The sequence below is a fragment of the Enterobacter sp. Taxon_8 genome (assembly GCF_058354585.1).
Genome location: NZ_CM177989.1, coordinates 2,030,293 through 2,044,436 on the forward strand (window position 1 = coordinate 2,030,293; position 14,144 = coordinate 2,044,436).

15 protein-coding genes are annotated in these 14,144 nt (G+C 53.8%); 8 read left to right on the forward strand and 7 right to left on the reverse strand.

Annotated features, from left to right (window positions below):
- The first annotated feature begins 40 nt into the window (after positions 1-40).
- The gene (locus tag AC4IBF_RS09610; protein ID WP_252093076.1) at positions 41-745 is read left to right on the forward strand and encodes a response regulator; all 705 of its coding nucleotides are present in this window, start codon (positions 41-43) and stop codon (positions 743-745) included.
- Positions 742-1,806 carry an ATP-binding protein gene (locus tag AC4IBF_RS09615; protein ID WP_325849238.1) on the forward strand — a complete coding sequence of 355 codons (1,065 nt, stop codon included), beginning with the start codon at positions 742-744 and terminating at the stop codon, positions 1,804-1,806. The genes AC4IBF_RS09610 and AC4IBF_RS09615 overlap by 4 nt, the downstream gene beginning before the upstream one ends.
- On the opposite strand, the gene AC4IBF_RS09620 is transcribed toward AC4IBF_RS09615, so the two are convergent.
- The 7 genes from AC4IBF_RS09620 to pspF form a co-directional block, all read right to left on the reverse strand.
- Positions 1,787-2,728 carry an ATP-grasp fold amidoligase family protein gene (locus tag AC4IBF_RS09620; RefSeq protein ID WP_491463271.1) on the reverse strand — a complete coding sequence of 314 codons (942 nt, stop codon included), beginning with the start codon at positions 2,726-2,728 and terminating at the stop codon, positions 1,787-1,789. The two genes, AC4IBF_RS09615 and AC4IBF_RS09620, sit on opposite strands and share 20 nt — an antisense overlap.
- A gap of 161 nt (positions 2,729-2,889) precedes the next feature.
- The gene (gene sapF / locus AC4IBF_RS09625; RefSeq protein WP_115875370.1) at positions 2,890-3,696 is read right to left on the reverse strand and encodes a putrescine export ABC transporter ATP-binding protein SapF; all 807 of its coding nucleotides are present in this window, start codon (positions 3,694-3,696) and stop codon (positions 2,890-2,892) included.
- A 1-nt stretch (position 3,697) separates the two neighbouring features.
- A complete protein-coding gene (gene sapD / locus AC4IBF_RS09630; protein ID WP_008501228.1) occupies positions 3,698-4,690 on the reverse strand; it encodes a putrescine export ABC transporter ATP-binding protein SapD in 993 nt (330 codons plus the stop codon).
- A complete protein-coding gene (sapC, locus tag AC4IBF_RS09635; protein ID WP_045415694.1) occupies positions 4,690-5,580 on the reverse strand; it encodes a putrescine export ABC transporter permease SapC in 891 nt (296 codons plus the stop codon). The genes sapD and sapC overlap by 1 nt, the downstream gene beginning before the upstream one ends.
- Positions 5,567-6,532: a putrescine export ABC transporter permease SapB gene (gene sapB, locus AC4IBF_RS09640; protein WP_069719064.1), complete on the reverse strand. Its 966-nt coding sequence runs from the start codon at positions 6,530-6,532 to the stop codon at positions 5,567-5,569. Before sapB ends, sapC begins: the two co-directional genes overlap by 14 nt.
- Positions 6,529-8,169 carry an ABC transporter substrate-binding protein SapA gene (gene sapA, locus AC4IBF_RS09645; RefSeq protein ID WP_136194971.1) on the reverse strand — a complete coding sequence of 547 codons (1,641 nt, stop codon included), beginning with the start codon at positions 8,167-8,169 and terminating at the stop codon, positions 6,529-6,531. Before sapA ends, sapB begins: the two co-directional genes overlap by 4 nt.
- 87 nt (positions 8,170-8,256) lie before the next feature.
- Positions 8,257-9,234 carry a phage shock protein operon transcriptional activator gene (gene pspF / locus AC4IBF_RS09650; RefSeq protein WP_136194970.1) on the reverse strand — a complete coding sequence of 326 codons (978 nt, stop codon included), beginning with the start codon at positions 9,232-9,234 and terminating at the stop codon, positions 8,257-8,259.
- Between the two features lie 166 nt (positions 9,235-9,400).
- On the opposite strand from pspF, the gene pspA reads away from it, so the two are divergent.
- The 6 genes from pspA to AC4IBF_RS09680 all read left to right on the forward strand — a co-directional run bounded on the left by pspA (position 9,401) and on the right by AC4IBF_RS09680 (position 14,141).
- The gene (gene pspA / locus AC4IBF_RS09655) at positions 9,401-10,069 is read left to right on the forward strand and encodes a phage shock protein PspA (RefSeq protein WP_029740507.1); all 669 of its coding nucleotides are present in this window, start codon (positions 9,401-9,403) and stop codon (positions 10,067-10,069) included.
- Between the two features lie 49 nt (positions 10,070-10,118).
- Positions 10,119-10,343 carry an envelope stress response membrane protein PspB gene (pspB, locus tag AC4IBF_RS09660; RefSeq protein ID WP_023312045.1) on the forward strand — a complete coding sequence of 75 codons (225 nt, stop codon included), beginning with the start codon at positions 10,119-10,121 and terminating at the stop codon, positions 10,341-10,343.
- On the forward strand, positions 10,343-10,702 hold the full coding sequence (pspC, locus tag AC4IBF_RS09665) for an envelope stress response membrane protein PspC (protein WP_252093075.1): 360 nt from the start codon (positions 10,343-10,345) through the stop codon (positions 10,700-10,702). The genes pspB and pspC overlap by 1 nt, the downstream gene beginning before the upstream one ends.
- 12 nt (positions 10,703-10,714) lie before the next feature.
- A complete protein-coding gene (gene pspD / locus AC4IBF_RS09670) occupies positions 10,715-10,939 on the forward strand; it encodes a phage shock protein PspD (RefSeq protein ID WP_023312043.1) in 225 nt (74 codons plus the stop codon).
- A gap of 197 nt (positions 10,940-11,136) precedes the next feature.
- Positions 11,137-12,834, forward strand: coding sequence for a sugar phosphorylase (locus AC4IBF_RS09675; RefSeq protein ID WP_276533077.1), 1,698 nt, complete (start codon positions 11,137-11,139; stop codon positions 12,832-12,834).
- Positions 12,835-12,848: 14 nt separating this feature from the next.
- Positions 12,849-14,141, forward strand: a complete 1,293-nt coding sequence (locus AC4IBF_RS09680; protein ID WP_133294559.1) for an ABC transporter substrate-binding protein — start codon at positions 12,849-12,851, stop codon at positions 14,139-14,141.
- The last annotated feature ends 3 nt before the right edge of the window (positions 14,142-14,144 follow it).

Here is a 14,144-nt window from a genome sequence, read left to right on the forward strand (position 1 = left end):
CTGATAGCGTGCTCAAAGGGATTTCACCCACGGAGATAAAATGCACAAAAATACGCTGATCCTTATTGTTGAAGATGAAGACGAAATCGCCGATATACTGATGAGCTACTTAGAGCGTTCGGGAATGAAAACGCTCAGAGCCAGGCAGGGCGAGCAGGCCATAACGCTCAATCGCCTCCATAAACCGGATCTCATATTGCTGGACATTCACCTGCCCGTATGTGACGGCTGGAGCGTACTTACCACGCTTCGTCAGGAAAGCGCTGTCCCCGTCATTATGGTTTCCGCTCTCGATCAGGATGTCGATAAGCTCATGGGGCTGAGGCTGGGCGCGGATGATTACGTGATCAAACCCTTCAACCCTTCTGAAGTCGTCGCCCGGGTTGAGGCGGTGCTGCGCAGGACAAAACCCGCGCTTCAGCAGGCGGGTTCCCAGCCGCTCAGAACGCCATTTATTACGGTCTACCCGGATGACTTCTACGTGGAAGTCACCGTGGGGGCAGAGGTTGTCTCCCCGGTATTAACGACGACTGAATTTAAATTGCTCACATACCTGGTGAGATATCCGCGAAAGGTCTGCTCACGCGAAGAGCTACTCAACGCGTGTCTGCCGGAAGGGGATACGCTCGACAGAACGGTCGACAGCCATATGAGCAAGTTGCGTAAAAAACTGGAACTTGCTGGCCTTTATGGCGTTCCCGAGAGCATACGAGGCCTGGGTTACCGGCTTGGGGAAAAGAAATGAACAAAGAGTCTGTCCTGAGTCGTCAGATCTTAACCTATATGCTGTTGCTGACGTTTACGATAATTGCCATCGCCATACTGGGCTCCTGGTTTTTTTACTCCTTTATTCTGGATCACCTCCCGGGCGGTCCTGCTGCGGGCGATGACGAGCAGATGACGATGTGGGACTGGGTGTGGATTGGGACCGCGACGACGATCAGTCTGATTATCGCACTCTTTTTCACGGTCAAACTTTCATCGCGAATACTCACCCCGCTAAACGCGGTAGCATCCAGCCTGAAAAAGATTTCACAGGGCGATCTTGACGCACGGGCATTCTGCGCCAGCTCCCGGCTGGGTGAGATCAATCACCTGGTGACGGATTTCAATGAAATGGCGGAAAAATTACAGACGCTGGATATACAGAGGAAATCCTGGAATGCTGCGATTGCGCACGAGCTGAGAACCCCGGTCACGATCTTACGTGGACGGCTTCAGGGGCTGGTTGACGGTGTTTTTACCCCGGACCCGGTTCTGTTTAATAACCTTCTCAAACAGACGGAAGGGTTAACCCGTCTGATTGAAGATCTCCGGGTTATCAGTTCGGATGGCGGGGCGGGATACTCGTTATGCCAGTCCAGAACGGATCTTAAAGGGGAAATACAGAATGCGCTCGATACCTTCATGCCCGAGTTCAACCGTAAGGCATTTACCATCAAAACAGAACTGAGGGATCAGCAATGCGTATTCGATCCATTACGCATCAATCAGTGTCTGACCGTTTTGTTTGATAATGCCTTACACTATTCAACCTCGCGCACACTCATCGTGAAAAATGGCGTTTCTGATAAAGGCAATTATATCCTTATTCAGGACGGGGGACCTGGTATTCCAGGGGAGTTTCATGATTTCTTATTTCAGCCCTTTCAGCGCGATAATGGTGCCAGAGAGTTGAACCCGGAAGGCTGTGGTTTGGGCTTGTCGGTGGTAAAAGCCATCATGCTGGCGCATGGTGGCGATGTTACCTATACCTTATCGAAGCAAAACCACTCTTTATTTAAACTCACCTGGCCCGACTCGTGAGTGTGAGCGGCAGGTCAAATGTGCCTGCCGGCGATAAATGCCATATTTTTCCTAGCTTAGCATCCCATTCCTGCGGGGTAATCGTCAGTTTACCGCGTCTCGGGCTTAAGGTTATTTCACTGAAATAGATTTCATCTTTTTTTAGCATAAGGTCAACGCGGCAGTAGTCAATGCCATCCGCCAGCTCCTGGGATGCCAGCAACGCCTCTCGGAACAAGACCGGTTCGCCCGGCGCTAACGGTGTATTCGGATATTCCATCTGGAAGGGTTGTAAGTTCCAGTGCCTGTCGTAAACGTTGATAAAACCCTGGCCGTTATTATCCGTAAAATCCGCTTCAACATAGTGCGCAACGCCATGAAAGCAATGGATCCTCAGCATTTCCGGCGTTGTGTTTTTGTCAGCATCATCGAAGAGATCGACAAACGGCTCGCAGAGTATACTGGGCGTAATATTTTTGTACTGCCATTCGCGCGTGGTGTAGTAGAGATTTTTCTTTAACGCGAGACTCAGTTTTTTACACGCATCCCTGACGTTAAATTGCGCTTTGTTTGAACATATTATTGTGCTGCCGCTGTCATGATTGCACTTAAGGACGAATTTGTCAGGGAGTACTGAAAAATCAATCTGCGACGCCCGGGTATAAACGCCAATTAATGGCACCGTTTTCACGCGCGTTGTTCTGGAGGAAACGTAGGCCCGAACGGCGAGTTTATCGGCAAGCATGGTGTAGAAGTTATTATGGTCATAGACCAGACGATGGCATATTTTTTCACTCAGCGTAGTGGGGGATTTAATGTCGGGGCTTTTCCCGGATATTTTCTTTAGCCTGATAGTATGAAAGTGCAGATCCGACATTAAAAAAGAACGGCATTTTCTGATGAGATACTCGGTATATTTTAGAACATAGGTAGTGGTGTTCATTTCTTCTCCTCCGTAATGTCCCGGTATTCTGGAGAAGAACTGTTGATTGATATTGCATAAAATATGGAGCAGGGATGGAGACGAAAGAGTAAAGGATTAAATAGCGAATGAAGTCTATTTAATCCCTAATTTAGTGGGGCGATTTTTGTTTGCCGTCGCGCTTAGCGGTCCTTTCTCCATGCATCGGCGGTCAATGCTTCACCAAAGTGACCCGCAATCAGTCGTTTCGTCAGCTCATGAAGCGGGGAGGCCATCACATCCGCGGTGCTGCCGCGCTCAACCACTTCACCCTGGTGCATGACCATCACCTGATCGCTGATATGTTTCATCATTCCCAGATGCTGGGTGACGTAGATATACGAGATCCCCTGTTTTTCCTGCAATTCCAGCATCAGGTTAATCAGCTGCGAGCGCATCGACATATCCAGCGAGGCAAGCGCTTCATCCGCAACGATCACTTTTGGCCGCAAAATCAACGCACGCGCCAGACCCAGGCGCTGTTTCTGACCGGGTGCCAGCATGTGCGGGTAGTAGCTTTCGTGGTCCGGTAACAGCCCAACCATACGCAGGGTTTCGAATACGCGCTTACGTCGTGCCTCCGGCTCCAGGTCAGTGTTCAGACGCAGCGGAAAATCGAGGATCTGCGAAATGCGCTGGCGTGGGTTAAGCGAGGTAGACGGATCCTGAAAGATCATGCGGATGCGCTGGCTGCGGAAAGAGTAATCGCCGAAGGTCAGAGGATGATCGTCAATCAACACTTCGCCTGCAGTCGGTTCAACCATGCCGGCGAGCATTTTCGCCAGGGTGGATTTCCCGGAACCGTTCTCGCCGATGATCGCCAGGGTCTGTTTTTCACGCAGCGTAAAGCTCAGCGGCTTCACCGCGTCGACGGTTTGACGATGAAACAGCCCCGTGCGGTAGCGAAAGGTCTTACTCAGGTTGCGCACTTCCAGCAAGGTTTCGACCATTTCACTCTCTCTCCATGTTCAGCGGGAAATGACAGGCGTAAAGATGATTTTTTGCCCCGGTCAGGCGTGGCGTCTCGATACATTTACGCTGTGCATAAGGGCAACGCGGCCCCAGACGACAGCCTATCGGCAAAGATTCCAGCAGTGGAATCGCCCCGGGCAGGGTATTCAGGCGGCTTTTATGCGGCATGGCGCTGCCAAAATCCGGAATGGCGCGGATAAGCGCCTGCGTATACGGGTGGTGCGGCGCGGTGATCAGATCTTCACTCGGCGCGGTTTCGACCGTTTGCCCGCAGTACATCACGTCAATTTTATCCGCCCATTTGCTGAGCATTTGCAGGTCATGGCTGATCAGCAAAATGGTGGTGTTGTTGTTCTGGTTGAGACGCGACAGCAGGCGGAAAATTTGCGCCTGCGTGGTGGGTTCCATCGCGTTCGTTGGTTCATCCGCAATCAGCAGGCGCGGCTGATTGGCCAGCGCGATGGCAATCATCACTTTCTGACATTCGCCGTCGGTCAGCTCGTAAGGGAAGCTGCGCATCGCATCTTTGTGGTCTTTGATCCCGACGCGGTGTAAAAGCTCGATGGCGCGACGCTTGCGCCAGCCAACGCGTTGCCACCAGCGGCCTTTGTAGGTCCAGCCGGGAATGTTCTGCATCAGCTGTTTACCCACGCGTTCGGAAGGGTCGAGACAGGACTGCGGCTCCTGGAAAATCATCGAGACGTTGTGCCCGACCAACTTACGCCGCTCGCGGGGGGAGAGGCGCAGCAGGTCGATATCATCAAACCGCATACGGTCTGCGGTCACGCGCCAGTTGTCTTTCGCCACGCCGCAGATAGCTTTGGCAATCAGGCTTTTTCCTGAGCCGGATTCCCCCACCAGCCCGCGAATTTCACCCTCCGCGAGGGTGATACTGATGCGATCGACGGCTTTAACCCAGCCTTCACCGGTTTTGAATTCAATGGTGAGGTTGCGGATATCAAGAAGCGGCATTATTGCACCCCCGCGTTAATTGCACGGCGAATACCGTCGCCCAGCAGGTTGATCAGCAGCACGCTCACCATGATGGCCGCACCCGGCAGCATAACCGTCCACGGCGCCACGTAAATTAACTCCAGCGCGTCGCCAAGCATCGCCCCCCATTCGGGCGACGGCAGCTGCGCGCCGAGGTCAAGGAAGCCGAGCGCCGCGATGTCCAGGATCGCCATCGACAGGGCGCGGGTGATCTCAGTGACCAGCCCGGCGGCGATGTTGGGCAGTACGGCAAACCACAGAATGTTGAAGGTTGTCGCGCCGTCCAGACGCGCGGCGACGACATACTCTTTTTCCAGCTCGTCATGCACCATGCTGTAAACCGAGCGCACGATGCGGGGCAGGATAGCCAGCCAGACGGCGAACATGGCATGCGACAGGTGCGGACCGGCAAAGGCAACAACAACGATCGCCAGCAGCAGGGACGGAATTGACAGCAGCGTATCCAGAATGTGATTAAGCACCGCCGAACGGAGACCATGCGTGGAGCCCGCAAAAATACCGAGCGCCAGCCCGCAGATCGTTGCCGCGAGCGTCACCACAAATGCGCCGCCGACCGTCGGGGCCGCACCGCTCAGCAGGCGGCTCAACACGTCACGTCCGAGATCGTCCGTTCCCAGGAAGAAAGATACTTCGCCGTAGCGCGACCAGGACGGCGGCAGCAGCTGATAGCCGAGGAACTGCTGGTCAATGCCATACGGCGCAAACCACGAGCCAAAGACGCACAGCAATACCAGACCGGCGCAGCCATAAAGGCCGATCATTGCCGTGGTGTCACCATAGAATTTACGCCACACGGTACGCAGCACGCCGGGCGTGCGCTTTTCACTGTATACGTTATCGTAAGGCATACCATTCCTTATGCTTCAATGGGTTAGCCATGGCACCCAGAATATCGGACAACACGTTAACAATAATGACCAGCGAACCAATCACCATCACACCCGCAGAAATAGCGGCATAATCCTGCTGGCGAATGGCGTTAATCAGCCATCGCCCCAGGCCTGGCCAGCTAAAGACCATCTCGGTGATCATGGCCAGCGTCAGCATGGTGGAAAATTGTAATCCCAGGCGCGGAATAACCGGCGGCAGCGCGTTGTGCAGGACGTTGCGGCGCAGGATGGTCAGGCGCGACAGTCCGCGCGTGGCGGCGGCTTTGACATAGTTCTGGTCAAACACCTCGATGGTGCTCAGGCGCATCAGGCGGATCACTTCGGTTGTTGGCGCAACCGCCAGCGTCAGCACCGGCAATACCATATGGCGCAGGGCGCTGACGATCATCTCGTGGCGCCATACGGAATCGGACAGCCACGCATCGATGATGGCAAAGCCCGTCACTGTTTTAACCGTATACAGCAGGTCAAAACGACCCGAAACCGGCAGCCAGCCCATCGTCAGCGAGAAGAAAAGCGTCAGCAGCAGCGCCAGCCAAAAGACCGGGATGGAGAAGCCGAGCAGGGCGAGGGCGCTGATAAACTTATCCTGCCATTTGTTGCGATAAATCCCGGCCAGCATGCCTACGGGGATCCCGACCATCAGGGCAAAACCGAAGGCCAGAATGCACAGCTCCATCGTGGCCGGGAAAACCTCTTTCAGCTGATCGGAAATAAGCTGCCCGTTAATGCTGGATACGCCGAAATCCCAGTGCAGCAGCCCGTTAAACCAGAACAGCCAGGCATCCCACAGCGACGACCCCTGGAGCGGGGCGTGGGGCGTGAAATAGCTCAGGCTGAAGCCGACAAAGTTCAGGAAAAAGAGCGTCACCAGCAGCAAAAGGAGACGACGCAAGGTAAAAATAATCATGGTTTTTTCACCTCTTGGTCTTTTTCACGCGATACGCCGGCGAACGAGGCGTTGCCGAACGGGCTCAGCACCAGGCCCTTAATATCATAACGATAGGCCTGAAGACGCAGGGAAGAAGCCAGCGGCAGCACCGGCAGTTCCTGGGCCAGGATCTTCTGCGCTTCATCATAGGCGTCGATGCGCGAGGCCAGCTGTTGGGAAGACAGCGCTTTTTGCAGCACGGCGTCAAACTCCCGGTTACACCAGTGGGCGTAGTTGGTCTGCGAGTTTATCGCCGCACAGCTCAGCAGCGGCCGGAAGAAGCTGTCCGGGTCATTACTGTCGGTAGCCCAGCCGGTCAGGGTTAAATCATGATTCATGTCCATCAGGCGCGCCTCCTGGAAACGGCCCTCAACCGGTACGATGATCACTTTGACGCCCACCTGCGCCATATCCGCCTGCAGCAGTTCGGCAGTCTTGAGCGGGCTCGGGTTCCACGCCTGGGAACTGGTTGGCACCCAAAGCTGCAGCGTCAGGTTTTCCGCCCCCAGCGCTTTCAGCTGTTCACGCGCTTTTGCCGGATTGTATTCCGTAATTTTAGCCTCACCGTCGTAGGCCCACGAGGCGCGCGGTAAAATTGAGGCGGCGGTTTCCGCCGTGCCGTAGTAGATCGACTGCATCAGGCGCTGGTTGTTAATCGCCAGCGCCAGAGCGTGTCGAACGGCAGGGTTATTCAACGGCGGCTTATCCGTGTTAAAGGCCAGATAAGCGATATTCATGCCGGGACGTAACGTCAGGCGCAGGCGCGGATCGTCGCGCAAAATCGTGAGCTGGCTGGCCGCGGGCCAGGCAAGCACGTCGCATTCCCCGGTGAGCAGTTTCGACAGACGCCCCGTCCCGCCAGAACCCAAATCGACCACCACCTGCGGCATCAGCGGCGTACCGCGCCAGAAGTGTTCATGGCGTTGCAGACGAATATATTGACCGGCGCGGTATTCGGTCAGCTGGAACGGACCGGTGCCGACCGGCTGGCGATCGAGCAGTTCCTGACGATCTTTTTTCGTCAACTGAGCCGCGTATTCGGCCGACATGACGGATGCATAGTGGGTCGCCAGGTGCCAGAGGAAGGAGGCATCCGGGCGCGTCAGCGTGAATTCAACCGTGCGGTTGTCCAGCTTACGCACGCTTTTCACGGTGTCGGCAAACTGCAGGCTGTCAAAATAGGGGAAGTTGCTGCCGTTAACGTTATGCCACGGGTGGTTGCGGTTGAAGATACGCTGGAAGGTAAAGACCACGTCATCCGCATTCAGCTTGCGCGAGGGGGTAAACCACGGCGTGCGCTGGAACGCGACATCATCGCGCAGGTGAAAACGGTAGGTTGCGCCGTTATCCAGCACTTCCCAGCTTTCCGCAAGCTCGGGCACCAGACGGTAGGTGTACGGGTCGACGTCAAGCAGACGATCGTAAAGCTGCGCGGCAAGGGTATCCACGATCAGGCCGCTGCCCGCTTTTTGCGGGTTGAAGGTATCCACCTGGCCGCTTACGCAATAGACGAAGCCGCTGTCACGAATGTCAGGCTGCGGCGTTTGCCCGGGCGCGGCAAAGGCCAGGCTGCTAAACAGACCAAGTGCAAAAAAGGACGATAAAACCAGACGCATAATTTTTAAGGTTTTTAGGTTCGATCTGCAAAGTGTATCGCACTTACGCCTGCTTCGTAAAAATGTCTATGGTAAGTGCTGATATTGTCAGCGCATTTGATGCTTTTTAAGCAATGCCCTTAACTGATGGTAGGTCAGACCCAGCAGTTCAGCCGCCCGTTTCTGGTTATATTTCGCCGTCTTAAGGCTGTGCTCCAGCAGCTGTTTCTCCTGTTCGTGCTGGAACTGGCGTAAATCGAGAGGCAGAGAGGGGAGATCGCCTGAAGACGCTGGTGCCGGCAGCGGAGTCGCGCTGCGCTGAAAAGGGTCGATAATGATGTTGTCCAGCTCGGTCTCGCTGCTGCCGTGGCGATAGACGGAACGCTCCACGACGTTTTTTAGCTCGCGGATATTTCCCGGCCAGTGGTAAGCCAGCAGCGTCTCCCGAGCATAATCGCTGAAGCCGGGGAAGAGCGGCAGTCCGAGCTCGCGGCACATCTGAATCGCAAACTGGTCTGCCAGCAGCATGATGTCGCTTTTGCGCTCGCGCAGCGGAGGAAGCTGAACGACGTCAAAGGCCAGGCGGTCAAGCAGGTCGGCGCGGAATTTCTCCTCCGCCACCATCTCCGGCAGGTTGGCGTTAGTGGCGCACACCAGGCGCACGTTCACCTGCAGCGGCTGGCTACCGCCGACGCGCTCCAGCTCGCCGTACTCAATCACGCGCAGCAGTTTTTCCTGCACCAGCATGGGCGCGGTTGCCAGTTCATCCAGAAACAGCGTACCGCCGTCGGCGCGCTCAAAGCGTCCTGGATGGCGTTTCTGGGCACCGGTAAACGCACCCGCTTCATGGCCGAAGAGCTCGGTGTCGAGCAGGTTTTCATTCAGCGCCGCGCAGTTCAGGGAAATGAAGGGGCCGTCCCAGCGCCCGGATAAATAGTGCAGACGGTTGGCGATGAGTTCCTTACCCGTACCGCGCTCGCCGATGATTAGCACCGGTTTGTTAAGCGGCGCCAGGCGAGAGACCTGTTCCAGCACTTCGAGAAAGCTATTTGCTTCGCCGAGTAAATTGTCTTTGTATCCAGGCATGATGAAATTAACCACTCCTTAGCGATATTCACCAAGAAAGAGTAAACCTTCATTGCATGAAAATCAATCAGGCTCAGTGAAATCAATAAGATAAAAAGTTGGCATGATGTTTGTATTATCAGTACAGCAGGGCATAGCCCGATAACAGAACTATGAGGATTTGATTATGGGTATTTTTTCTCGTTTTGCCGACATCGTGAACGCCAACATCAACTCACTGCTTGAGAAAGCGGAAGATCCGCAGAAGCTGGTGCGTCTGATGATTCAGGAGATGGAAGACACGCTGGTTGAAGTGCGTTCAACCTCCGCCCGCGCGCTGGCGGAGAAAAAACAGCTTACGCGTCGCATTGAACAGGCTACCGCTCAGCTGAACGAATGGCAGGAAAAAGCGGAACTTGCGCTGCGCAAAGATAAAGAAGATCTGGCCCGTGCGGCGCTGATCGAAAAACAGAAGCTGGCCGATATGGTCGCGACGCTCGAGCATGAAGTGACGCTGGTGGACGACACGCTCACCCGTATGAAGAAAGAGATTGGTGAGCTTGAAAACAAACTGAGCGAAACCCGCGCGCGTCAGCAGGCGCTGACCCTGCGTCACCAGGCGGCAAGCTCCTCCCGCGACGTGCGTCGTCAGCTGGACAGCGGTAAGCTCGATGAAGCGATGGCGCGTTTTGAATCGTTTGAACGTCGTATCGACCACATGGAAGCGGAAGCCGAAAGCCATGGCATCGGCAAGCAGAAGTCGCTGGATCAACAGTTCGCCGACCTGAAGGCTGATGATGAAATCAGCGAGCAGCTGGCGGCACTGAAAGCCAAAATGAAGCAAGACAACCAATAATAATTCCTGCGGCACCTGAGCGTGCCGCATCATAAGACAAGGAGTACACATGAGCGCGCTTTTTCTGGCCATTCCCCTGACAATTTTCGTGCTGTTCGTTTTGCCGATTTGGCTATGGCTGCACTACAGCAACCGTTCTTCTCGGGGCGAACTCTCCCAGAGTGAACAACAGCGTCTGGTACAGCTCTCCGATGAGGCGAACAAAATGCGCGAACGCATTCAGGCGCTGGAAGCCATCCTGGATGCTGAACATCCAAACTGGAGGGACCGTTAATGTCTGGACTGAATCTGAACAAAAAGCTGTGGCGAATTCCACAGCAGGGCATGGTGCGCGGCGTCTGTGCCGGGCTGGCTCATTATCTTGACGTCCCGGTTAAGCTGGTACGCGTGGTGACGGTGCTGTCGATCTTCTTTGGTCTGGCATTTATCACCCTGGTAGCTTATATCGTGCTGTCGTTTGTTCTTGACCCGATGCCGGAAGGAGAGCTGGCTGCGGAGGGAGCCCCGACCAGCAGCGATCTTCTCAATGCCGTTGATGAGCAACTCGCCGCCAGTGAGAAGCGGCTACGGGAAATGGAACGCTATGTCACCTCGGATACGTTTACGCTGAGAAGTCGCTTTCGTCAGCTTTAAGAGAGAGATGAGATGAAACAACACTGGCAACAGGCCGGTCAGAAGGTAAAACCCGGCCTGAAAATCGCAGGTAAACTGGTCCTGCTGACCGCGTTACGGTTCGGCCCGGCAGGTGTGGCAGGTTGGGCAATTAAATCCGTTGCCCGCAAGCCGGTCAGAATGGTGCTGGCCGTGGCGCTCGAACCGCTGTTGCAAAAGGTGGCAAAACGGCTTTCTCGCCGCTACTTATCCCAATAATTCCCGTTGGCGTTAGCCCTTTCCCTGACGGGGGAGGGACTGGCGACGGTTAACCGCATTTCCTCTTTTCCCCGTTCTTTCTTTGCGGCAGCTCACAATATTGCGCTGAGCTGCTTTGCAATCACCTTTTTCTCCTTTCTGGTCCGTTGACAGATATTTTTCATGGGAGTAGATTGCCACTCCGTGGGACCGCTACCATGGAAAATGAAATGGATACAAAAATTAAAGAGATCATTAATTTTGTTTACGGAGAAACGTTTTCTGAAGCCCATCTTAATGTGCTTCTGGAAAATATTGAAAAGGCCGCTTCTGTTATTACGGAAAAACGTAAAACGGGTTGGGATGAAAAAGACGTTGTCCTGATCACCTATGCCGATCAGTTTTCAGCGAAAGGGGAGAAGGCGCTGCCTGTTTTTACACGTTTTTATAACAGGTGGCTTTCTCATTCTTTTTCTCATGTCCATCTCTTGCCTTTTTATCCATGGTCTTCGGACGACGGGTTTTCTGTTATTGATTATCATGAGGTTGCACCGGAAACCGGAACGTGGCGAGACGTTGCCGAATTAAAAAAGTCAGCCAGTTTAATGTTTGATTTCGTCTGTAACCATATGTCAGCCAAAAGTAAATGGTTCGCTAATTACCTGAAGCAAATTCCTGGGTATAGCGATTTCTTTATTTCTGTCGATCCTGAAACAGATTTATCCGCGGTGACGCGTCCGCGTGCTTTACCGCTTCTTACGCCTTTCACGCTGCATGACGGCAGCGTGCGACACCTGTGGACCACCTTCAGCGAGGACCAGGTTGATCTCAACTTCGCCTCCCCGCAGGTACTGATTGCGATGGTGGACGTGCTGCTGCATTACCTAATTGAAGGGGCGCGATACATTCGTCTGGATGCTGTGGGCTTCATGTGGAAAATACCCGGAACAACCTGCATCCATCTTAAGCAAACCCATCAGCTCATCCAGCTTTTCCGCGCCATTACCGAGGCTGTCGCCCCGGGCACGGTGCTTATCACCGAGACGAATGTTCCGCATAAAGATAACGTTGCTTACTTCGGTGACGGTGAAAATGAAGCGCAGATGGTTTATCAATTCTCTTTGCCGCCGCTGGTGCTGCACGCGGTGCATTCTCAGGACGTCCGTACGCTGAGCCAGTGGGCGACGTCGCTGACGTTGCCTTCTACGAAAACGACCTGGTTTAACTTCCTGGCCTCGCATGACGGGATTGGTCTGAATCCGTTACGCGGAATTTTACCCGAGTCGGAAATCCTCTCGCTTGTGGAAAAACTTCAGGCTGAAGGTGCGTTGGTTAACTGGAAAAATAACCCGGATGGCACACGAAGCCCGTATGAAATTAATGTGACCTATCTGGATGCTTTGAGTACGCGAGAAAGTCATGATAGCGAACGCATTGCCCGGTTTATTCTGGCGCATGCCGTCCTCTTAAGCTTCCCCGGCGTGCCTGCTGTTTATATCCAGAGTATTCTCGGCTCCCGTAATGATTATACAGGTGTTAAACGCCTGGGATATAACCGTGCGATAAATCGCGAGAAATATACCGCAGGACAAATTGATAGTGCGCTTGAAGATAAAAGCAGTCTGCGTTATCAGGTCTATTGTGCGTTAAGCCAGTTAATCGCGCTGCGACGTGCGGAAAAAGCATTCCACCCTGACAGTCAGGCTTATTTTAGTGCGTCAGGTGAACATGTTTTAAAAATCGTTCGCGTGGCGGATTGTGGCGAGAAAATAACGGCGCTGTTTAATTTCAGTGATGGCATTCAAACGGTGGGTTCCGATATTCAATCCGGAACGGATTTGATTTCAGGAGAAGTTATTACAGATAAAACGCTGACCCTACATCCATGGCAGGTGTTGTGGATTAAAGAAAACTAAAAAGGACCTTAAAAATGAAAATGCCCAGAATTGTGCTGATTTCAGCACTGGTTTCGTGCGCTTTGTTATCAGGCTGTAAGGATGACAAAAAGTCCGCTGTCACTATTGAGTTTATGCACTCATCAGTCGAGCAGGAGCGTCAGGCGGTTATCACGAAGCTGATCGAAAAGTTCGAGAAAGAGAATCCTGGCATCACGGTAAAACAGGTACCGGTGGAAGAGGATGCCTACAATACCAAGGTGATTACGCTGGCGAGAACCGGCGCGCTGCCTGAAGTGATTGAGGTCAGCCATGACTACGCAAAAGTAATGGACAAGGAACAGCTGCTGGATCGCAAAGCTATCGGCGAAGCCATTAAAGCGGTGGGCGAAAACACTTTCTATGACGGCATCTTGCGTGTTGTTCGTACGGAAGACGGTTCAGCCTGGACGGGCGTGCCGGTCAGCGCCTGGCTTTCCGGCGTCTGGTATCACAAAGATGTGCTGGCCGCGGCGGGCATTCAGGAGCCACATAACTGGGAACAGCTACTGCAAGCCAGCCAGCGCCTTAACGACCCGGCTAAAAAGCATTACGGCATCGCGCTGCCGACAGCTGAAAGCGTGATGACCGAGCAGTCGTTCTCTCAGTTTGCGCTTTCCGGCGGCGCAAACGTGTTTGATGCCAAAGGGAACGTCGATATCGATACCCCGGAAATGGCAAAAGCCCTGGCGTTTTATAAAGCGCTGGCCGCGACCACCATGCCGGGTTCAAACGATGTCATGGAGATCAAAGACGCCTTCATGAACGGTTCAGCGCCTATGGCGGTTTACTCCACCTACATCCTGCCTGCCGTCTACAAGGACGGAAACCCCTCTAACCTGGGCTTCGTTGTCCCGACTGAAAAGTCATCGGCGGTGTACGGCATGATCACCTCCCTGACGATCACCACCGGACAAACTGAAGAGGAGACCGAAGCGGCCGAGAAGTTTGTGACCTGGATGGAACAGGCTCAAAACGCGACGGACTGGGTCATGATGTCGCCTGGCGCGGCACTGCCGGTGAACAAGCTAGTGGTGGGCACCGATGCCTGGAAAAACAACGACGTGATTAAAGCGTTTGGGCAACTGCCTTATGAACTGATTGCGCAGTTCCCGAACGTGCAGGTATTTGGCGCGGTTGGGGATAAAAACTTCACCCGCATGGGCGATGTAACGGGCTCCGGCATTATCAGTTCCATGGTGCATAACGTCACGGTGGGGCAGAAGGACCTTAATACAACGTTAAGCAGCAGCCAGAAGCGACTGACTGATCTTATTTCACAACGATAGGAG